Below are 18,558 nucleotides of genomic sequence, written 5' to 3'. Positions count from 1 at the left end.
GACTGCCGCCGTCGGACCACCACCATCCCGTGGATCAATATCCACGGGCTCCATAGAATAGGAGCTCCACGATGGCTAAGGCTGAACTCCGTAAGCCCAAACCAAAGTCCAACCCCTTGAAGGCCGCTGACATCACTGTCATCGACTACAAGGACGTAGCATTGCTGCGCAAGTTCATCTCCGACCGCGGAAAGATCCGCGCCCGTCGCGTCACTGGCGTCACGGTGCAGGAACAGCGCAAGATCGCCCAGGCAATCAAGAACGCCCGCGAAGTTGCTCTGCTGCCTTACTCCGGCGCTGGCCGCGGCTAAGGAAGGGATTAACTAACATGGCAAAGCTCATTCTGACCCACGAAGTAACCGGTCTCGGTGCTGCTGGCGACGTTGTGGAGGTCAAGGACGGTTACGCACGTAACTACCTGCTGCCCCGCAACTTCGCCCTGACCTGGTCGAAGGGTGGCGAGAAGCAGGTTGAGTCCATCAAGACTGCCCGTGCCGCCCGCGAGCACGCTTCCTTGGAAGATGCTCAGAAGCAGGCCGCTGCTCTCTCCGCCAAGCCGGTCAAGCTCGTTGTCAAGGCTGGCGAGACCGGACGCCTGTTCGGCACCGTCAAGCAGGCCGACGTAGCCGACGCTGTTGAGGCCGCTGGCCTTGGCAAAATCGACAAGCGCAAGGTTGAACTGCCGGCACACATCAAGTCGGTCGGTTCCTACCAGGCCAACGTCCGCCTCCACGCTGACGTTGCTGCTGTGATCGAACTCGACGTAGTCGCAGGTAAGTAGTCTTTACTGCTTGAAGACCCCCGTTGCCGGAATCCGGCGGCGGGGGTTTTCTTATGCCTCCCTTATGCAACGCGGGTCAGATGAGGCCCATTTTTAGCCGGCAAAGTGGCGCTAACTGACCCCGCGTTGCTACGTCAGGAGGCCAGGAACTCGTCCACTGACGCGCCGGTTGCGTGGGTTTGTTTTCAGCCATGCCGGAAGTCTGGCGGTGCCCGGGCCGTTTGTCAGCCGCACCGCCACGGGTGATAGCCTGCCGCGGTGAGCCTGAATCCTGCCCCCGCCCGCCGCCGTCGTCCGTTCACCCAGGTGGACGTGTTCACGGCCGAACCATACCGGGGCAATCCCGTCGCAGTAGTTGTTGACGCCGAAGACCTCGGCACAGAGCAGATGCAGCAGTTTGCCAACTGGACCAATCTCCCAGAGACCACCTTCCTTCTGCCGCCCACGCATCCTGAGGCCGACTACCGCGTCCGGATTTTCACTGCCCACGAGGAGTTCCCTTTCGCAGGCCATCCCACACTGGGTTCGGCCCATGCATGGCTGGAAGCCGGCGGCGTCCCCAAGCAAGACGGCGTGCTGGTCCAGGAATGTGGGGCCGGACTGGTCTGTGTGAAGCGCGACGGCGGGCGGCTGGCGTTCGCGGCGCCGCCCCTGACGCGCACCGGACCGGTGGCTGAAGCGGACATGGCGCGGATCGCCCAAGGTCTTCGCCTGCCCCGCCATGAACTTCTGGATGCCTCTTGGCTGGTGAACGGGCCCCAATGGATCGGCGTGCTCCTGGAATCCGCCGGGCAGGTGCTCGGCATCAGGCCCGACTTTGGTGCCCTGGACGACCTGAACGTGGGCGTGATCGGGCCGCACACCGGGGACACTGGATCTGACTATGAAGTGCGGACATTCATCCCGGGCGATGCCGCTGCCGAGGACCCGGTTACGGGCAGCTTCAATGCCGGCGCGGCTCAATGGCTGATCGGCAGTGGCCGGGCGCCGTCGTCGTATACGGCCGCGCAGGGTACCGTGCTGGGCCGGGCGGGCCGCGTCCACGTGCACGCTGCCACCGGCGACGTCTGGGTGGGCGGCAACTCCACCACGTGTATCAGCGGAACAGTGCTGCTGTAATCCCGCTGGAATAAACACCGCGCATCGCCGGCTACCTCAGTACATGCAAACACATGCATTGTGTAACTGTTCCGAATCTGAGGAGTCCATGGTGGAAACCCGCCGCATCACTGTACTGTCCGCCGGCCTGGGCGTGCCGTCGTCGAGCCGGCTGCTCGCCGACCAGCTCGCTGCTGCCGCAGAGCACCACTTGGCGGACGCTGGCTACGAGGTGACCGTGGACGTCGTCGAACTCAGGGATCTCGCGGTGGACATCGCGAACAACTTCGTCACGGGCTACGCGGCTCCGCGTCTGGCAGAGGTCATCGCCGGCGTCGGGGCTTCCGAGGGCATCATCGCTGTCAGCCCGGTGTTCAGCGCGTCCTACAGCGGCCTCTTCAAATCCTTCATCGACGTCCTGGACCCCAAGTCCCTGGAAGGCAAAGCTGTCCTGCTGGGCGCCACCGGCGGCACGGACCGCCACCAGATGGTCCTCGAATATGCCATGCGTCCGCTGTTCAGCTACTTGCGTACCCGGATGGCCGCCACGGCCGTTTTCGCCGGCCCCCAGGATTGGGGACACACCGACGACGGCGGATCACCGCTTTCGGACCGCGTGGAGCGGGCAGCATCGGAGTTTGCCGGGCTCCTGAAAGGCGCGCAGCCCGGCTTGAAGCCCGCAGCGGCGGAGTCCTTGCCTTTTGAGCAGCTCCTGGCGGGCATCTCCGGCGGACGGTAGGACCTACCTGCCGCCTCCGGTTCAGGCTGCCGAACTAATTGCTGCCGCCGGTCGATTCAATTGACCTGATCATGAGTGAGCGCAGCGGAGTGGAGATCGATTACCGCCCACAGTGCCGTGGCGTCTGGTTGGACCGCGGAGAGCTGGACAAGATCATCGACCGCGCCAATGCCACCATGGGCGCCAGCGCTCCGGCGGCGCCCCGCGCCGCGAGCAGCCGCGGTCCGACGAGGCGCCGTACGACCAGCGGCGCTAGGATGACCACAAATACGGCAAGCAGGAACATGACCGCGACTACGACCGCAGGCAGCCCAAGACGAAGGAAGGGTGGCTAAGCTACCTGTTCGACTTCTAATCGTCCAGGAGGGCGATGAACTCGCGGGCCTGCTTGAGGGAAATATCAGAGTGTTTCGTCAGTGCCGTGGCGGCGCCCTCAGCGTCTCCACTGCGCGCCAGCGTGCGGATCCGTCCGTAGATCTCATCGTTGAGCATGTTGCTGCTGACCTCACGCGTCACGTCGCCTTTGCTGGCAATGGCACGGTAGCGGTACGGGAACCGCTGGGGCGTGTCATCGTCGTCGGGTTCCACGTCCTCAGCCTTGGCATCGGGGCGCCGGTAGGGCTGCGGGTGGGCGGCCAGCGCCCCCACAGCGTCCCGGGAGGCCCTCAGGCCGTCCCCCGTGGACTCGTAGTAGAGCTTGATGGCCGCCATCGCCTGCCCCTGGGCAATCAGCGCGTACAGCCTGCGGTGCTGGGCTTCGCTGAGCTTGGCGGCGGCTATGCGCGCCAGCTCGGTTGCGTCCGGCGCCGGGGCGGTTCCGGCCTGGCTGGCGGGAGCCCGCCGTTTGCCAAGCGCGCGGGCTGCCAGGGCTACGCCGGCGGCCACGACCGCAAGGATGATGACGGGGATCACGAGCGATTCCATTTCTAAAGCCGATCTATGTACTTCTTGGCGGTGGCCAGGTCTGTGTGGGTTGCTTGGCGCAGGAGTTTAATGGCCTGGATCTTATGCCCGTCGCGCGCCATCATCTGCAGCTGCATGGCCAGCTGTGGATCCAGCTGCCCGCCAGGGAGAGCCAGTTGGCCATAGGGACCGGCCCCCGGCCCGGACTGGGCATTCCGTGCCGCGCGGGCGTGGTCTTCCTGCTGGGACTGCTGCTGCTCATTCTGGCTTGGCCGGGTATTGGCTTCGAGGCGGGCACGCACTGCCGTTGCCACCCGTACCTGCTCGGCATAGTGCTCTGCCGAGCGCCTGGCGAGGTCCTGCTGGTACTTTTCCGCGTCCGAGGTCCCGGAATCGCGCGGCCGGAGAGCTGTTGCGAGCGTCCATAGAACTGCCACCAGTATTCCGGCAGGCAATAACACCATCAGTATGTCGCCCATGCTTAGAGCTTATGTCAGATGGCTGTTATCCACAGCACATTCTTCCCATTGCATACATCCGTTCGGCCCTACCGTCAAAACATCTCCGCCACCTGGGGGGTTCATCACCAACACCGCCTGAATGGGCGCCGCGGTGCCCCCAAAGCCGCCCGCGTTTCAACAGAGCCGTGCTGCAAGCTGTGGATGAAGGTTCCCGAAAAGAATATTTAGTCCACATGCTCTGAGAACGTTTCCGCAGGTCAGATGCCCGGTTGGCGCAAAAGTTTTTTTGTATCCACAGGTTCATGCACAGGCTGTGCACAAGCTGTGCCATGTAGTGCACAGGTTATCCACAGGCCCCGACGATGGCTGGCTTGGAGGCTGAGGCAGGGGCGGCTACCGTTGCGGGATACCTGTTTTTGGGGAGCGAGGGAACCCCGCTGCCTTGAGGTGGGACCAGCAACGGGCCAGGTCCCGCCCATGGTGCGGTACCTTCTGTGGATAACCTGTGGATTGTGGGGATAACTCCTGCGCCCGCCGCGCTGATTCTCTGTAGGCAGGGACGGTCGTCGATGTCAGTGGGCACTGGTAGACCTGAATGTACGCCGCTTTGTGGAAGTTCCGCAGGACGGTCCCCACAGGATAAATGGCTTACCCGCCGCATCAGCGGCACAACGGAGGACGGCAGCTTTGTCAGTAACGCACCTGGACTCGATCGAGGGCACCCGCGGTTCGGAAGCCAGCCGAAAACCTCCCCAGGACATTCCGGCGGAGCAGTCCGTCCTCGGTGGCATGATGCTGTCCAAGGATGCCATTGCCGATGTTGTGGAGATCCTCCGGGGCCAGGACTTCTACCGGCCCGCGCACGAGACCATCTACGAGGCCATCATCGACCTCTACGGCCGCGGCGAGCCCGCGGACGCCGTCACGGTCTCGGACGAACTGACCAAGCGTGCAGAGATCAATAGGATCGGCGGCCCCGCCTACCTGCACGAACTGATCCAGACTGTCCCCACCGCAGCCAACGCGGGTTACTACGCCGAGATCGTCGCAGAGCGCGCCGTCCTGCGCCGCCTGGTTAACGCCGGTACCAAGATCGTCCAGCTGGGCTACGGCTCCGACGGCGAAGTGGAGGACCTGGTCAACCAGGCGCAGGCCGAGGTCTACGCCGTGGCTGAGCGACGCACCGCCGAGGACTATGTGGTCCTCAAAGACGTCATGGAAGCCACGGTGGACGAGATCGAAGCGTCCGGCCACCGCGGCGAAGGCATGACAGGCGTGCCCACGGGCTTCTATGAGCTCGATGAGCTCACCCACGGCCTCCACCCGGGCCAGATGATTGTCATCGCAGCCCGCCCCGCCGTCGGTAAGTCCACGTTCGCCCTGGACTTCGCCCGGTCAGCAGCGATCAAGAACAACCTGGCCACCGTGATGTTCTCGCTCGAAATGGGCCGGAACGAAATCGCCATGCGCCTCCTCTCCGCCGAAGCAACCATTGGGCTCCAGGATCTGCGCAAGGGCACCATCAAGGACGAACAATGGTCCAAAATCGCCACCACCATGGGCCGGATGAACGACGCCCCGCTTTTCATCGACGACAGCCCCAATATGTCGCTGATGGAAATCAGGGCCAAATGCCGCCGCCTCAAGCAGCAGCACGATCTCAAGCTCGTGATTCTGGACTACCTGCAGCTCATGAGCTCCGGCAAAAAGGTGGAGTCCCGCCAGCAGGAAGTCTCCGAATTCTCGCGTGCGCTCAAGCTTCTGGCCAAGGAGCTCCAGGTCCCGGTCATCGCACTCTCGCAGCTGAACCGTGGCTCCGAGCAGCGCCAGGACAAGCGGCCCATGGTCTCTGACCTCCGCGAATCCGGCTCCATCGAGCAGGACGCGGACATGGTGATCCTGTTGCACCGCGAAGACGTCTATGACAAGGAGTCACCGCGTGCCGGTGAGGCGGACATCTTGATCGCCAAGCACCGCAACGGTCCCACGAAGGACATCGTGGTGGCCTTCCAGGGCCACTACTCGCGCTTCGCCAACATGGCGGCCGACGCCGGAGGCGGCGGCTTCTAGGGACCGGCCCCTGCAGTAGCCCGCCGGCTTAGCCCGGTGACAGCAGGTGGTTGGGCAGCCGGTTCCCCGGGGCGGTCCCGCGTATCTCAAGCAGTTCGCGGGCGTGTGCATGCAGGCGCTTGTCCTCCCCCGAGACTGGTACCCAGGCCCGGACGGGCACTGAGTTGCCGTCGGCGTCGCGCGCCACCATCACGGTGAGGCAATAGGTGGTGAGATTCAACTCTCCGCCCTTGGGGTCTCCCGAGCGGACGTGTACGGCGATGTGCATACCTTTGGTCCCGGTGTAGACCAGCCGTGCTTCGACTTCCACCACATGGCCGATCAGTAGCGGTCGGTAGAAGCGGACGCCGCCGGAGAACACGGCCACGGTGTCCCTCCCGCAGTATCGTGAAGCGCAGACGTAGGCTGCTTCATCGATCCACTTCATCACGATGCCGCCATGGACTTTCCCCCCCCAATTCACATCAGTGGGTGCCGCCATAAACCGCAGCGTTACGCGTTCGGCCGTTCCGGCGTCGGTATATTCCTGGGCATTCATGGCTTCAACGATCTGTTCTCGGATTTTGACCCGAGCCAGGGCGTGATCGCGCTCCTCGATCTCGGGAGGGGTCACCGGGTCGAACTGCTTGACTGGGATGGGCTTGCCGTCGTCGCCCACCGCCACAAAGATCACCATGCACTGGCTTCGCATGGTAGCCGGGCCACCCTTGGGGTCGCCGGAAGAGACCACCGTCCGGATGTGCATGGAGGAACGGCCGGTGTACACGATGGTGGCTTCCACCTCCACCATGTCGCCGCTGTTCACGGGGTCCGCGAAGTGGATGTTCCCCACGTAGGCCGTGACGCAGTAGGACTTGGCCCAGCCCACCGCGGCGGCATAGGCGGCCTTATCCACCCACTCAAGCACGGTCCCGGCGTCCACTGAGCCGCTGTGGCCCACATCCGTGGGTGCTGCCAGGAATCGAAGGGTGACGGAATTGGCCGCGGTCTCAATCATGCTGCCCACCTTAGGGGTTCCCCCTGCTCCGCCCCACTTGTGACGCCCCCGCCGGACGTTCTCCCACTTACGGGCCTTAAAAAATAAAACGCTCTCTCACTTTCAATCGAAAGTGAGAGAGCGTTGCGTTCAGACGCGCACTAAGTGAAAGAGCGTCCGGGGGGAGGGGTGCTTAGGCGAGGACTGCCAGTTTGTTGTTCATGCGGCCGAACACTGCGCGGTCCACGGAGATGCGGCCGGCGCCGGTCAGGGCGAAGGCCAAGGCAGCGGCGCCAAGGAGCAGCACCAGTTCGTAGCCGCCCTTGTCGGCGAAGACGCTGCAGGAACGCCCATCTGGGCAAACGCGGCCTGGGTGCCGGCGATGGTCCACTCGTTGAACTTCTGCCAACCGTGGGCAGCAAAGAGGAATCCGAGGGCGACGCGCAGGATGGTCAGGGCAGTGGTGGTGAGGCGTGACTGGTTCATGGTCCGAGTGTCCGGGATAATTGGTTGAAGTATCAACTAATGACCGGTTTTGTGTTCCATGTCATGACGCTGGGCGTCACGGAAGCCCGGTTGCCCCGCCGGCGACGTCGTTAAACTGGCTCGATGCCCAATCAATCCGCCCCTGCCGTGGAACGGTCCACGAGCCACACCCGGGAGATCCTGCGACTGGCCATTCCGGCGTTTGGTGCGCTGATCGCCGAACCCCTCTTTCTGTTGGCAGATTCGGCCATCGTTGGGCATCTGGGCGTTGCCCAGCTGGCAGGAGTGGGGCTGGCCTCCGCTGTGGTGCACACCGCCGTCGGACTGATGGTTTTCCTGGCCTACTCCACTACTCCGGCGGTGGCCCGCGCAATGGGCCACGGCCAGTTGGGCAAGGCTCTCGCCGCAGGGCGCGACGGCGTCTGGCTGGCATTTCTGCTGGGGGTTGTTCTTGCGGTGGCAGGGTTCTGGGCCGCCGAACCGCTGGTGACCGTGATGGGGGCGGAGGGGGACGTGCGGACCTTCGCCGTGGACTATCTTCGCTGGTCCATGCCCGGGCTCGTGGCTATGTTGCTGATTTTTGCCGGCACGGGCGTTCTGCGCGGTCTGCAGGACACCAGAACGCCGCTGGTGGTGGCCACCGCCGGCTTCACCCTGAATATCGTGCTTAACCTGTGGCTTGTCTATGGCCTCGGCTGGTCAGTGGCCGGATCGGCAATAGGCACGAGTGTGGCGCAATGGGCCATGGCCGCCGTCTATCTGGTGATGGTCCAGCGGAACGCGGCACGCCACGGCGTCAGCCTGCTGCCAGACTGGCGAGGCATCCGGAACATGACCCGTGTTGGTTCGTGGCTTATGCTCCGCACGCTGAGCTTGCGCATCGCCATCCTTGCCACCGTCTTTGTGGCCACCGGCCAGGGCGCTGTCAATCTCGCTGCGCACCAGCTGGCCATGACCATCTTCTCCTTCCTCGCTTTTGCCCTGGACGCCCTGGCCATCGCCGCCCAGGCCCTGATCGGCAAGGAGTTGGGTGCAGCAAACCCGGCAAAAGCGCGGCGGCTGACCGGGACAATGATCCGCTGGGGGGCCGGCTTCGGTGTGGTGACGGGGGCCATGCTGGCCGTCGCTGCGCCGTGGGCAGGGGTGCTCTTCACGTCCGACTCCGGCGTCCAGTCGGCGCTGACGTACGCGCTGTGGATCCTGGCGGCGGGCCAGCCCATCGCCGGTTACGTTTTTGTCCTGGATGGGGTGCTGATCGGAGCCTGTGACGCCAAATACCTGGCGTTGGCCGGGCTGGCCAACCTGGCCGTCTACGCTCCGCTGCTGGTGGCGGTGGCAGTCTCCGGGGTGACGGGGGCCGCCGGGCTTGTTTGGCTGTGGGCTGCGTTTGCCCTGGCCTATATGGCCGCCCGGGCTGTGACGCTGGGGCTCCGGGCCCGGTCGGACCGCTGGATGGTGCTGGGTTCGCCTTAGGACCCGCGGCCACTAAACTGGACCGGTGAACCAACCCCAGACACCCGTAGACACAGCCGCCGGCACCGCCCAGCAGCCTGACCTGTGGATGCCGGTACTGCTCCGTGCCCTGGCCGCACTGGTCTTCGGTGCCGTAACGATTTTTTGGCCGGGCCCGTCGATTGAGGCCATGGGCTGGTCTGGCGGACTGTACCTGCTGGCCACGGGGCTTCTGCTGCTCTGGGGAAGCCCGAAGGCCGGCTTTGCCCGGGACCTCATGCCCGGCAAGGTGCTGTCCGCCGCGGGGGCCTTGCTGACCGGTGCGGGCGCAGCGCTGATACTGCTTCATGGCGACAGGGTCTTCGGCATCGTCGCGGCACTGGGCCTCGGCCTCGCAGGCGCGGTGGAGATCTACTGCGGCATCCGCAACCGGGGCCGGCACGTGCTGGCCCGCGACTGGCTGGCTTCGGGCATCATCGGACTCGGCACTGCGGCCACACTGCCTTTCTTCATCAGCCTGGGAGCCCATGCCCTGCTCGGCGTCGCCGGCGGCGGCGCCCTCATCTCCGGCGTGCTGTGGGTCCTGTCCGGGCTGACCTTGCGGCACGATTCCCGGACCGCCGCCCCAACGCCGTAAACTAGAGGCAAACGTTTCTACCCGGTGTAGAAATCGCACTGGGCGGGACCACCGCCCACATTCGAACCAGCAGGCCATTGCGGCGTGACTGTAGGAGAGGAACTATCGTGGCAGACCAGAAACCAGGCAAACCGCGCAAGCTGCGGACCTCGGTGAAGGGGCCGCTGATGTTTTCTGCGTTCTGGGCCATCCTCACTTTTGTCTCAGTGCTGATTTTTGCCTCCGGCGGCAGTGCCCGCCCCCTGCGTTTCGATCTTGCCTTCACCGGCGCCGGCATCGCCTTCATTGTCACACTGGTCATAGCGGCCATGCTCTCCATGAGCCACAAGGAAAACGCCGAGCACTTGGGCAAGGGCTCCGGGGTCAACCGAAGTTCGGCCAAGAAGTCATCGCATGGATTCGGCGGGCACAGCCAGGGCCAGCAGGGCAGCACCTCCGGGGCGCCGGACGCCGACGGCCCCGGCCACTCCTAGCGCACTGAGGCTTGCCGCGCGCGGTAGGCCGCGACGTGAGCACGGTTGGCGCAGTTCCCCGTATCGCAGTACCTTTTCGACCGGTTGCGGCTGAGATCCAGCACCACCGCATCGCAGTCCTCCGCTTCGCAGACCAACAGCCGGTCCATCTCCTTGCTTCGGATGACGTCCACCAGCGCCATGGCGGCCTCAGTGCCCATCCGGTCTGCGAGGGGAGCCTCCCTGGTGGTGGCGTGCAGATGCCAGTCCCAGCCGTCATGCTTCTTAAGCTGGGGGAGGGCATTGGCCTCACGCAGCAGCCGGTTGACCGCGGCCACCGCAGTGTCTTCGTTTGCAGTCCACAGCGCCGCCAACTGGCTGCGCAGGCCGTGGACGCTGGCCACTTCCGCCGCGTTGTGGGTGCGGGAACCGCTGAACCGCTCGGCCTCAAGGAACTGGTCCAGATCCGCCCCGGTGGCCAGCGTTTCCCGCCCGTTCGCGGCCGTGTTGATCAGGTTGACCACGGTGCGCAGGGCAATCTCGGTGTCAGGGGCAAAGACCACCTTGACTCCTTACTGAGTACGGGCGTAATGTCAGGACCATTATCCCACTTTACTCCTGACAGGAGGCGACGGTGTCTGCCGCCCTCAACCGTGCATCTGCGCGGGGATTCCTCGGCTCCGGCCTGCGGATCGCACTGTTCTCCTCGGCTGTTTTCGGTCTGTCCGGCTCTTTCGCCAAAGCACTGCTGGAGAGCGGCTGGTCGCCGGGCGCGGCCGTGACGGCCCGGCTGACCGGCGCCGCGCTGATTCTTGCCATTCCGGCCATCCTGGCACTGCGGGGACGCTGGCATCAGCTGCGGGACAATTGGGTCACCATCGGCCTTTTCGGCCTGATCGGCGTGGCCGCGTGCCAACTCTTCTACTTCAACGCGGTGGCGCGCCTCTCCGTGGGCGTGGCGCTGTTGCTGGAGTACCTGGCCCCGGTGCTCATTGTGCTGTGGCTTTGGGCCGCCAGCCGCAGAAGACCGCGAGTCCTGACCTTCGGCGGAACCGCGCTGTCCCTTGCCGGCCTGGTCCTGGTGCTGGACCTCACCGGCACCGTCAGGATCGACGTCGTCGGGGTCCTCTGGGGATTGGCCGCTGCGGTCTGCCTGGCCATCTATTTCTTCATCACAGCCAAGGAAAACGATTCGCTGCCGCCGATCGTCCTCGCGTCAGCCGGACTGCTGGCGGGTGCGGCTGTGATGTGGCTCGCGGCAGCCACGGGACTGCTCCCCATGGCCTTCAGTAACGCGGACACGCGGCTGGGGCCGTGGATTGCGCCCTGGTGGGTTGCCCTGGGCGGCCTGGTCATCCTGGCCACTGTCCTTGCCTACGTGTCCGGCATCATGGCTGCCCGCGCGCTCGGCTCCAAGGTTGGCTCCTTCGTTTCGCTGACTGAGGTCCTGTTCGCCGTGATCTGGGCGTGGCTGCTTCTGGGTGAGCTGCCCGGCGCCGTCCAGCTTCTGGGCGGTTTGCTGATTGTTGGTGGCGTGGTCCTGGTGCGGCTGGACGAGCTGCGTCCGGCTGCCGCGGTTCCCGCGGGGTCTGGCGCGCCGCTGGAACACGCGAACGACGTCGAACCTGTCCCCTAAGTGCAGATCCGCCGCATAAGCACCCCATAACCAATGAGGGCCCGGGCACTTGTGGTGTCCGGGCCCTCAGTCAAGCGGGTCAGTCAAGCGGTGCTGGCTAGCGTGAAGCCTGGTCCTGCTCGTTGGCGTTCTTGGTGGCCTTCTGGCCGGCATCCTTCAGCGCCTGGATGACCTGGTTCAGCGCACTGGTGTGGGTGCCTGACCATTCGCTGCGGAAGTTCTTCGCGTCCGGGCCTTCCCAGGTGGTGCTGTCCAGAAGGCGGGACAGGTTGGACCTCTGCTGCTCGATCTCCGAAGCACCGGCCTGCAGCTTCGTGCCAAGAGTCCTGAGCTGCTCTACATCTGCGCCCCAAATAGCCATCAGTTTCTCCTCATGCGTCGTTGGATCCGATCCAGATCGGCATCCCCAGCGGCCCCCGGCTGATCCGGAAGATCCATTACCTGAAACCTATCCCGGCCCCGGAAACCCGTCGATGGGCACCGCTGCCCATGCCGGACAGCATTTCGGTGGTTTCAGCGTGCCGAACCTGGCGCCCGACAAGCTCGATCACCGCCCGGACCAAGGGGGTCGATTCCAAGCGTTCCAGAGCCTAGCATGTGCATATGTGCCGGAATATCCGAACCCTCCACAACTACGAACCGCACGCCACCTCGGAGGAAGTGCACGCCGCCGCCTTGCAGTACGTCCGCAAGGTGAGCGGGAGCACCAAGCCGTCCAAGGCTAACGAGGACGCCTTCGAAATGGCGGTGCACGAAATCGCCCACATCACGCAGCACCTGCTGGATTCGCTGGTGACGCACGCGCCCGCCAAGGACCGCGACGAAGAGGCGGCGAAAGCCAAAGCCCGGTCCGCCGTCCGCTTCGGTACCGCCTGAGCGCCGGCTATTTGCCGAAGCTGCGCAATCGCAGTGAGTTGGCCACCACCAGGACCGAACTCGCCGCCATCGCAGCGCCGGCAATCATCGGGTTCAGCAGGCCCAGGGCGGCTACCGGAATGCCGACTGCGTTGTAGAAGAACGCCCAGAACAGGTTGGTCTTGATGGTGGCCAGCGTCCGCCGGGACAATTCGATGGCCTGGGCCACCTGGCCAAGGTCATCGCCCATCACGGTGAGATCCGCCGCTTCAATGGCCACATCCGTGCCTGATCCCATGGCGATGCCCAGATCAGCCTGCGCCAGTGCGGCGGCGTCGTTGACGCCGTCGCCGGCCATGGCCACGGTGGCGCCGCCGGCCTGCAGCTTCCGGACGGCCTCGACCTTTCCGGCCGGCAGGACGCCCGCGTAGACATCGCCGGGGGAGATCCCGACGGCGGCGGCCACCTGTGCGGCCACTGCGGCGTTGTCACCGGTCAGGAGGATGGGCCGCAGCCCCAGGTTCTTGAGCCTGGCAATAGCGGCCGCGGAGCTGGGCTTGATGGTGTCCCGGAGGCTGATGATCCCCGCAGGTGAACCGTCCACCGCCAGCCAGATGGACGTGGCTCCGGTTGCTTCCGCAGCCGCCAGCGCCTCCTGCTGCACTGGGGAAATGCTGACGCCGTTTTCGCTGAGCCAGCCGGTGCGGCCCGCGATAATAGCCCGCCCTTCGACGGTTCCGGCGACTCCGCCGCCGGGTGCTGAACGGAAGTGTTCGACGGCGGGCAGCCGCGCGCCGTCGTCGTGCCCGTTTTGTGCGTGCAGGGCGGCCACCGCGATGGCATGCGCGATCGGGTGCTCCGAGGCGGCCTCGACAGCGCCGGCGAGCCGCAGCACATCCCGGCACTGGTAGCTGTCAAACGCCAGGGCGTCGTCCACGGCGAGCTTGCCAATGGTGACGGTGCCGGTCTTGTCGAGCAGGATGGTGTCCACGGCGCGGGTGTCTTCGAGGACCTGCGGGCCTTTGATCAGGATGCCCAGCTGGGCGCCCCGTCCGGTTCCAGTGAGCAGGCCCACCGGGGTGGCGAGCCCCAGCGCGCAGGGGCAGGCAATGACCAGGACCGTTACAGCGGCGGTGAACGCGGCCCGAAGCTCGGCGGGATCGATCACCGGGGCGCTCACGAGGAGCCACAGAGCAAAGGTGAGCACCGCGAGGGCAAGAACGATCGGGACAAAAACGGCACTGATCCTGTCGGCGAGGCGCGCGATGGGGGCTTTGCCGGTCTGCGCCTGCGATACCAGCCGCGCCATCTGGGCCAGGGTGGTTTCAGAACCCACCCTGGTGGCCCGGACCAGCAGCCGTCCGGACGTATTAATGGTGGCGCCGATGACCTTGCTCTCCGGCCCCACCTCCACCGGGACGGACTCGCCGGTCAGCAGGGAAGCGTCGACGGCGGAGCTGCCGTCGATCACCACGCCGTCGGTGGCGATCTTCTCGCCGGGGCGGACCACCACAACGTCTCCCACGCGGAGCTGACCGGCGGGGACTTTGCGCTCGGCACCGTTATGCAGGACGGAGGCGTCCTTGGCGCCAAGGTTCAGCAGGGCCTTGAGGGCGTCGCCGGCCTTCTGCTTGGCGTTCGCTTCCAGGAACCGGCCCAGCAGCAGGAAAGTGGTGACCACGGCAGCCACTTCGAAGTAGAGTCCGCCCGATTCCATCCCCTCCATAGCCGGGTGCCCGGTCATGCGGGGGTCCAGGGCCAGCTGCCAGACACTGAAGAGGTAGGCGGCCCCGACGCCTATGGAGACGAGCGTGTCCATGGTGGACGCAAGGTGGCGCGCGTTGACGGCCGCGGCGCGGTGGAAGGGCCACGCAGCCCAGCTGACCACCGGAAGGGCCAATATCCCAGCCACCCAGCCCCAATGAGGGAATTGCAGGGCCGGGAACATCGAGATCAGGAACACGGGTACCGTCAAGATTGCGGCCACGATCAGCCGCGGCCTCAGTTGCGCGGCAGTTCCGCCGTGGGACATGTGGTCTTCGTGGAGCACATGCTGATCGCCGTGCTCGGTAAATGAACGCGGGGCCGGGGGCATCGCTCGGAGCGTTGCCTTGTAGCCCGTGGCGTTGACCATGTCCACAATCTGCTGGTCTGAGATGCCGGCCGGGACGGTGACGTGGGCGGACTCCAGCGGAAGGTTGACCGAGGCTTCCACGCCGTCGAGCTTGCCGAGCTTGCGTTCCACGCGGTTGACGCAGGACGCGCAGGTCATGCCTTCGATGTCCAGTTCCACGACCCGGCTCGCTGCCTGGTCCAGTATGTGCTCGGTGCTCATGGCGGACCCCCGATCTTTACGTGATTACGCGTTGGTGGCCACAACGAGGTAGCCGGCCTCGGCCACCGCTTCGCCGATATCGGCCGGTGACAACTCCTGGCTGGACGTGATGGTGACGGTGGAGATGCCCCCGGCGTTGAGGTCGACGTCGATCCCTTCAACTCCTGTAAGCGACTCAATTTCCTCACTGACGGATGAAACGCAGTGACCGCAGGTCATGCCGGATACGCTCACGGTGGTGGTGATGATGCTCATGATGGGCTCCTCTGGGAGGGCCGGCGGCTGGCCGGCTGGTGGCTCGTGTGTTCTGTCTATTGAGTGCCCCGACGAAGGGACCGGCATCAGCGCAGTAGGCGGCCGATGGCCTCTGCCGCCTCCCTGACCTTGACGTCGATGGCTTCCGCCCTGAGGTCAGGATCGGGTTCCGCGGCGGCGCCCACCACGCAATGTCCGATGTGCTCTTCCATCAGTCCAAGGCTTACGGCGTGCAGGGCCTTGGTCACCGCAGAGACCTGGGTGAGGATGTCGATGCAGTATTTGTCTTCGTCCACCATCCGGGCGATTCCCCGGACCTGGCCCTCGATCCGCTTGAGCCTCCGTAGATAGGCCTCTTTGTTGGCCGTGTAGCCGTGCGACGGGGCGGGTGCGGCGCCCTCGCGGTTGGAAACGGTTGCTTGTGGAGATTCCATAAAGTCAACATATACCCCATAGGGGTATACCGCAAGTACCCCCTGGGGGTATCTTTGGCAGGGATTTTGCCCACAAAAAAGCTCCGGAGTGCGTTATTGGGGGATACGCACTCCGGAGCAGTCTTTGGGCAGATTCTCGCCAGCTCGCTGCCGGATCGCTCTGCTTGAACCAGCTTAGTTGCCAGTACGGCTGTGCGCCACCACCTTGAATAACTACTTTCGCTTTATTATTTCGGCCCCTCCCCGCAGCGTATTTCGTAGCCTCTTCTGAGCCCCCTTCCGGGGCGCTCCGCCGGGGTTATTCGCTGTCCTGATGCGCCGGCACTCGGTAGGGGACCACCAGCACGGGCCTGCTTTGATGATGGGTCAGCCAGAGGCCCACTGAACCGTTGAGCAATTCGGACAACCGGTGGGACAAACCGCGTTCCGACGTCCCCACGATGATCATGGGGACGTTGTTTTCCGCGGCGAGCCGGGCCAGGGCGCGGCCCGGATCCCCCGCGAGGGTGCGCAGGGTCCACTCCACTGGCACGCCTCCGGTGCCGGCATTGGCCGCGACGCGTTCGATCGAGGCCCTGAGGCCGGTGGTCACCGCGCGAAGGTCGTCGTCGTCCTTTTCCGGATGGAGTAAGAGTCGGTGGGCCGATCTGCCAGGATCCCATTCCACCAGGTAGCTGGCCTCATCTACATACGCGCAAAGCAACGGCGCCGACAGCTTGGCCGCGAGGACTGCCGCTGCGGTCAGTACTTCCGGGTGCTGATCGGGCAGCACCCCCACCAGGAGAGGGGGCGGCCCAATGAACCGTTCGGGAGTCATAACCCCATTTTGTCCCCGGCGGCGGTCCTTGAACAGGCCCCGCAATGTGGATCGTGCGGCCTACGCCATGGTGGGCGATGCCGTGACCACCACGTTCTTCCCCCACGGATCTTCGGTGTAGCAGCTGATGAGCACAACGCGGTTGGGCACCATCTCCCAGATGGGGCTGTCCTTAAGGCTGGCCTTGAGATATGTGGTGACACTGTCCACCCGGTAGCGGATGCTGCCCGATGCCGTGAAAAGGTTGAACTCGTCGCCTTCGGCCGCGTTGGAGCTGAGGTGGTTGAACGGCGCGTCCCGGTCTTCCCAGCTGTGCCCGATGATGTAGGTGGTGTTGCCCGAGCCGTTCCCCGGAACTCCGAACGGCGTCAGCCAGTAACCGTCCACGGTGGCTGGCGGCACTACCGTGCGGCTGGCCACAGCGGAGCCATCCGGTTCAAGTGGGTGGACCGCGGTATCGATTGCCGCCGCCGGGTACAGGATGCGCACCGGCGCTGACGCATCGGGCAGGGCCGGTCCGGGGCCTGCGGCTCCCGGCGTGGGGCTGGAGGCGGGCGCTTCGGGCGGCCCCGCGTAGGCCTGTCCCGTGCGGGACAGCGGCCATGGAAGGTGCGACGGCGGGCCAACAGACAGTGCCGGCCGCTCCGCCGCCAGGGCGCTGGAAGCCCCGTGGTTGCTAGTATCCCCGGCGTTGAACAGCGGACCTCCGAAGGTCAGCGACAGGAACCCCAAAACGCCGCACAGGAGGATGGCAAGGTCGCCCCGGTTCCATCCCCGGAGCTTGCGCCCCCGGGCGCCATGCCTGCCGGGCTGCTTCGCCATGATGCCCCCTCTATATTCGTTCGGTGCTCAGGTGCTGAAGATAGGGAAAGGTCCAAGGGCGTCCCGCCAGGTCTGGCAGGACGCCCTCAGTGGAGCCGTTTGGACGCTCTGGGGGCGTCAGCCCGCCGTCGGCGATTCCTTGCGGGACGTGCGCCGCACCGCAACCAGGGCACCCGCACCCAGCATGAGGCCCAGCCCGGCCAGCCAGGTGGTGTTCGCCTTGGATCCGCCCACTGCCGTTTGCGCATTGAAGCCCTGGTTGGTGCCGCGGCTCACTGCTGCTGCCGGCGTCTTGGCGACCGCACCCTGCGGCACTGCTGCCGGCGTCCTGGCGACCGCACCCTGCGGCACTGCTACCGCCTGGCCTGCAGGCGTCTGTGCTGCTGGTGTCAGAGTTACCGGTGTTTCAGGCTGGACGGCTGGCTGTTCCTTTGCGGGCTGATCGACAGGCGGGTCCACGGGCGGGTCGACCGGCGGGTCGACCGGCGGTACGGCCGGCGGGTCCACGGGCGGGTCGACCGGCGGGTCGACCGGCGGTACGGCCGGCGGGTCCACGGGCGGGTCGACCGGCGGTACGGCCGTTCCGCCGCATTGTGTGTAACCCAAAGCAACATCCCAGTTCAGCCCGGCCTTCAGGAATTCGTTGGGTGCGATGATGTCGTCGCTGTGACCGATGTGACCGTTCAGTGAGGCAGCGTTGTAATTGACGCTGTTCATCTTGCCATTATGGCAAATGTCGATTTTTTCATTCGTGGCGTAGGCCGGGGCCGTGACGCTGAGCAATGCCAGCCCCGCGACCCCCAAAATAGGAAAGGCTCGTTTCATGGTGTTTCTCCCCAGTCTGTTTGACACGGACCGTGGCGGGGTGGAGTAGCGGACTACCTGTGCCCCAGCAGCACGGTCAGCTTTGCGTGAGACTTCAGGCTAGGGGAGTGGGCGAGGGCTGGTCGTGAGTAGCGGGTACTCGTCTTTAAGCGCCTTTGAGCTGCGGTGATACCTGCCCCTACGCGGAAACGGCGGCACATTCCCGGGGTCGAACACTCGGGCCGCGCGGGTAGCCAGCACCCTTGAACGGTGACCTGCCCGCGCCTAACGTTGAGTCATACGAAAGGTGCGTGACTGGCATGGAAATCTACATGTGGTGGCTGGACCTGAGCCTGGAGAGCAAGGAATGGCTGCGGGAGAACCTCCGCGTTGAGGAGCTGCCGCTGCCGGTGCTGCAGGGCATCGCCGAAGCGGGCGGACCGCATCCCGGGACTCCCGTCGCGGTCCTCACCGAGGCGGACTGGGATTTTATCGAGACCCAGTCCGAATTTGTCGACTGAGCCGGCGCGTTTGCGGGCCTGACC

The 18,558-nt window shown here is 65.1% G+C and carries 23 protein-coding genes and 1 pseudogene; 12 read left to right on the top strand and 12 right to left on the bottom strand.

Translation table 11 applies throughout. The annotated features are described in order from the left end of the window. Positions 1–71 precede the first annotated feature (71 nt). The 5 genes from rpsR (at position 72) to ABIB27_RS09975 (ending at position 2,953) form a co-directional block, all read left to right on the top strand. The gene (gene rpsR, locus ABIB27_RS09995; protein ID WP_003800144.1) at positions 72–311 is read left to right on the top strand and encodes a 30S ribosomal protein S18; all 240 of its coding nucleotides are present in this window, start codon (positions 72–74) and stop codon (positions 309–311) included. 17 nt (positions 312–328) lie between these two features. Beyond that, positions 329–781, top strand: coding sequence for a 50S ribosomal protein L9 (gene rplI, locus ABIB27_RS09990; RefSeq protein WP_354216930.1), 453 nt, complete (start codon positions 329–331; stop codon positions 779–781). A gap of 264 nt (positions 782–1,045) precedes the next feature. Next, the gene (locus ABIB27_RS09985; protein WP_354216989.1) at positions 1,046–1,900 is read left to right on the top strand and encodes a PhzF family phenazine biosynthesis protein; all 855 of its coding nucleotides are present in this window, start codon (positions 1,046–1,048) and stop codon (positions 1,898–1,900) included. Between the two features lie 91 nt (positions 1,901–1,991). Continuing rightward, positions 1,992–2,618 carry a CE1759 family FMN reductase gene (locus tag ABIB27_RS09980; RefSeq protein WP_354216990.1) on the top strand — a complete coding sequence of 209 codons (627 nt, stop codon included), beginning with the start codon at positions 1,992–1,994 and terminating at the stop codon, positions 2,616–2,618. A gap of 71 nt (positions 2,619–2,689) precedes the next feature. After that, on the top strand, positions 2,690–2,953 hold the full coding sequence (locus tag ABIB27_RS09975) for a TFIIB-type zinc ribbon-containing protein (RefSeq protein WP_354253843.1): 264 nt from the start codon (positions 2,690–2,692) through the stop codon (positions 2,951–2,953). A gap of 16 nt (positions 2,954–2,969) precedes the next feature. On the opposite strand, the gene ABIB27_RS09970 is transcribed toward ABIB27_RS09975, so the two are convergent. Together ABIB27_RS09970 and ABIB27_RS09965 are read right to left on the bottom strand one after the other, a co-directional pair. Further along, positions 2,970–3,542 carry a hypothetical protein gene (locus ABIB27_RS09970; protein WP_354216931.1) on the bottom strand — a complete coding sequence of 191 codons (573 nt, stop codon included), beginning with the start codon at positions 3,540–3,542 and terminating at the stop codon, positions 2,970–2,972. 2 nt (positions 3,543–3,544) lie between these two features. After that, positions 3,545–4,000 (bottom strand): hypothetical protein, encoded by a 456-nt coding sequence (locus ABIB27_RS09965; protein WP_354216932.1) that lies wholly within the window; start codon positions 3,998–4,000, stop codon positions 3,545–3,547. A gap of 669 nt (positions 4,001–4,669) precedes the next feature. On the opposite strand from ABIB27_RS09965, the gene dnaB reads away from it, so the two are divergent. Further along, positions 4,670–6,052 (top strand): replicative DNA helicase, encoded by a 1,383-nt coding sequence (gene dnaB / locus ABIB27_RS09960; protein WP_354216933.1) that lies wholly within the window; start codon positions 4,670–4,672, stop codon positions 6,050–6,052. A 28-nt stretch (positions 6,053–6,080) separates the two neighbouring features. On the opposite strand, the gene ABIB27_RS09955 is transcribed toward dnaB, so the two are convergent. Continuing rightward, a complete protein-coding gene (locus ABIB27_RS09955; protein ID WP_354216934.1) occupies positions 6,081–7,049 on the bottom strand; it encodes an acyl-CoA thioesterase in 969 nt (322 codons plus the stop codon). A gap of 172 nt (positions 7,050–7,221) precedes the next feature. Continuing rightward, positions 7,222–7,514: pseudogene (locus ABIB27_RS09950) on the bottom strand (DoxX family protein). A gap of 123 nt (positions 7,515–7,637) precedes the next feature. Here ABIB27_RS09950 and ABIB27_RS09945 point away from each other — a divergent pair. From ABIB27_RS09945 to ABIB27_RS09935, 3 genes are all read left to right on the top strand, one after another. After that, positions 7,638–8,987 carry an MATE family efflux transporter gene (locus tag ABIB27_RS09945; protein WP_354216935.1) on the top strand — a complete coding sequence of 450 codons (1,350 nt, stop codon included), beginning with the start codon at positions 7,638–7,640 and terminating at the stop codon, positions 8,985–8,987. A gap of 25 nt (positions 8,988–9,012) precedes the next feature. Beyond that, positions 9,013–9,603, top strand: coding sequence for a hypothetical protein (locus ABIB27_RS09940; protein WP_354216936.1), 591 nt, complete (start codon positions 9,013–9,015; stop codon positions 9,601–9,603). Between the two features lie 107 nt (positions 9,604–9,710). Beyond that, positions 9,711–10,076, top strand: coding sequence for a hypothetical protein (locus ABIB27_RS09935; protein ID WP_354216937.1), 366 nt, complete (start codon positions 9,711–9,713; stop codon positions 10,074–10,076). On the opposite strand, the gene ABIB27_RS09930 is transcribed toward ABIB27_RS09935, so the two are convergent. Then, complete coding sequence (locus tag ABIB27_RS09930) at positions 10,073–10,618, bottom strand: CGNR zinc finger domain-containing protein (RefSeq protein WP_354216938.1); 546 nt, start codon at positions 10,616–10,618, stop codon at positions 10,073–10,075. The genes ABIB27_RS09935 and ABIB27_RS09930 overlap by 4 nt on opposite strands. A 71-nt stretch (positions 10,619–10,689) precedes the next feature. Here ABIB27_RS09930 and ABIB27_RS09925 point away from each other — a divergent pair, with 71 nt between their 5' ends. Further along, on the top strand, positions 10,690–11,691 hold the full coding sequence (locus ABIB27_RS09925; RefSeq protein WP_354216939.1) for an EamA family transporter: 1,002 nt from the start codon (positions 10,690–10,692) through the stop codon (positions 11,689–11,691). A gap of 97 nt (positions 11,692–11,788) precedes the next feature. Here the strand turns inward: ABIB27_RS09925 and ABIB27_RS09920 are convergent, their stop codons facing one another. Then, positions 11,789–12,052 carry a WXG100 family type VII secretion target gene (locus ABIB27_RS09920; protein ID WP_354215227.1) on the bottom strand — a complete coding sequence of 88 codons (264 nt, stop codon included), beginning with the start codon at positions 12,050–12,052 and terminating at the stop codon, positions 11,789–11,791. A 242-nt stretch (positions 12,053–12,294) separates the two neighbouring features. Between ABIB27_RS09920 and ABIB27_RS09915 the strand changes: the two genes are divergently transcribed. Then, positions 12,295–12,567 (top strand): DUF2277 domain-containing protein, encoded by a 273-nt coding sequence (locus ABIB27_RS09915; protein ID WP_354216940.1) that lies wholly within the window; start codon positions 12,295–12,297, stop codon positions 12,565–12,567. Between the two features lie 7 nt (positions 12,568–12,574). Here the strand turns inward: ABIB27_RS09915 and ABIB27_RS09910 are convergent, their stop codons facing one another. The 6 genes from ABIB27_RS09910 to ABIB27_RS09885 form a co-directional block, all read right to left on the bottom strand. Further along, complete coding sequence (locus ABIB27_RS09910) at positions 12,575–14,881, bottom strand: heavy metal translocating P-type ATPase (RefSeq protein ID WP_354216941.1); 2,307 nt, start codon at positions 14,879–14,881, stop codon at positions 12,575–12,577. Positions 14,882–14,905: 24 nt separating this feature from the next. After that, positions 14,906–15,136, bottom strand: a complete 231-nt coding sequence (locus tag ABIB27_RS09905) for a heavy-metal-associated domain-containing protein (protein ID WP_354216942.1) — start codon at positions 15,134–15,136, stop codon at positions 14,906–14,908. 86 nt (positions 15,137–15,222) lie between these two features. Next, positions 15,223–15,570: a metal-sensitive transcriptional regulator gene (locus ABIB27_RS09900; protein ID WP_354216943.1), complete on the bottom strand. Its 348-nt coding sequence runs from the start codon at positions 15,568–15,570 to the stop codon at positions 15,223–15,225. A 298-nt stretch (positions 15,571–15,868) separates the two neighbouring features. Beyond that, positions 15,869–16,387, bottom strand: coding sequence for a universal stress protein (locus tag ABIB27_RS09895; protein ID WP_354253842.1), 519 nt, complete (start codon positions 16,385–16,387; stop codon positions 15,869–15,871). A 60-nt stretch (positions 16,388–16,447) separates the two neighbouring features. Further along, entirely contained in the window at positions 16,448–17,209 is a 762-nt protein-coding gene (locus tag ABIB27_RS09890; RefSeq protein WP_354216945.1) for a class F sortase, read from the bottom strand. Between the two features lie 117 nt (positions 17,210–17,326). Next, positions 17,327–17,926 (bottom strand): hypothetical protein, encoded by a 600-nt coding sequence (locus tag ABIB27_RS09885; RefSeq protein WP_354216946.1) that lies wholly within the window; start codon positions 17,924–17,926, stop codon positions 17,327–17,329. Between the two features lie 407 nt (positions 17,927–18,333). Here ABIB27_RS09885 and ABIB27_RS09880 point away from each other — a divergent pair, with 407 nt between their 5' ends. Beyond that, positions 18,334–18,534, top strand: a complete 201-nt coding sequence (locus tag ABIB27_RS09880; protein ID WP_354216991.1) for a hypothetical protein — start codon at positions 18,334–18,336, stop codon at positions 18,532–18,534. Positions 18,535–18,558: the final 24 nt, after the last annotated feature.

The organism is Arthrobacter sp. UYEF21 (genome assembly GCF_040546085.1).
In the GTDB taxonomy this organism is placed as follows: Bacteria; Actinomycetota; Actinomycetes; order Actinomycetales; family Micrococcaceae; genus Arthrobacter.
The sequence above is the reverse complement of the archived record's forward strand: the minus strand, read 5'-3'. Positions and strand labels throughout refer to the sequence as shown.

What these genes read in the sequence shown, in the direction of transcription:
- ABIB27_RS09970 (WP_354216931.1), bottom strand. Translation starts at nt 3,542, where the DNA reads ATGGAATCGCTCGTGATCCCCGTCATCATCCTTGCGGTCGTGGCCGCC.
- ABIB27_RS09900 (WP_354216943.1), bottom strand. Translation starts at nt 15,570, where the DNA reads ATGGAATCTCCACAAGCAACCGTTTCCAACCGCGAGGGCGCCGCACCC.
- ABIB27_RS09880 (WP_354216991.1), top strand. Translation starts at nt 18,334, where the DNA reads ATGGAAATCTACATGTGGTGGCTGGACCTGAGCCTGGAGAGCAAGGAA.
- ABIB27_RS09920 (WP_354215227.1), bottom strand. Translation starts at nt 12,052, where the DNA reads ATGGCTATTTGGGGCGCAGATGTAGAGCAGCTCAGGACTCTTGGCACG.
- ABIB27_RS09890 (WP_354216945.1), bottom strand. Translation starts at nt 17,209, where the DNA reads ATGGCGAAGCAGCCCGGCAGGCATGGCGCCCGGGGGCGCAAGCTCCGG.
- ABIB27_RS09975 (WP_354253843.1), top strand. Translation starts at nt 2,690, where the DNA reads ATGAGTGAGCGCAGCGGAGTGGAGATCGATTACCGCCCACAGTGCCGT.
- ABIB27_RS09945 (WP_354216935.1), top strand. Translation starts at nt 7,638, where the DNA reads ATGCCCAATCAATCCGCCCCTGCCGTGGAACGGTCCACGAGCCACACC.
- ABIB27_RS09910 (WP_354216941.1), bottom strand. Translation starts at nt 14,881, where the DNA reads ATGAGCACCGAGCACATACTGGACCAGGCAGCGAGCCGGGTCGTGGAA.
- ABIB27_RS09885 (WP_354216946.1), bottom strand. Translation starts at nt 17,926, where the DNA reads ATGAACAGCGTCAATTACAACGCTGCCTCACTGAACGGTCACATCGGT.
- ABIB27_RS09915 (WP_354216940.1), top strand. Translation starts at nt 12,295, where the DNA reads ATGTGCCGGAATATCCGAACCCTCCACAACTACGAACCGCACGCCACC.
- rplI (WP_354216930.1), top strand. Translation starts at nt 329, where the DNA reads ATGGCAAAGCTCATTCTGACCCACGAAGTAACCGGTCTCGGTGCTGCT.
- ABIB27_RS09965 (WP_354216932.1), bottom strand. Translation starts at nt 4,000, where the DNA reads ATGGGCGACATACTGATGGTGTTATTGCCTGCCGGAATACTGGTGGCA.
- ABIB27_RS09905 (WP_354216942.1), bottom strand. Translation starts at nt 15,136, where the DNA reads ATGAGCATCATCACCACCACCGTGAGCGTATCCGGCATGACCTGCGGT.
- ABIB27_RS09895 (WP_354253842.1), bottom strand. Translation starts at nt 16,387, where the DNA reads ATGACTCCCGAACGGTTCATTGGGCCGCCCCCTCTCCTGGTGGGGGTG.
- ABIB27_RS09955 (WP_354216934.1), bottom strand. Translation starts at nt 7,049, where the DNA reads ATGATTGAGACCGCGGCCAATTCCGTCACCCTTCGATTCCTGGCAGCA.
- rpsR (WP_003800144.1), top strand. Translation starts at nt 72, where the DNA reads ATGGCTAAGGCTGAACTCCGTAAGCCCAAACCAAAGTCCAACCCCTTG.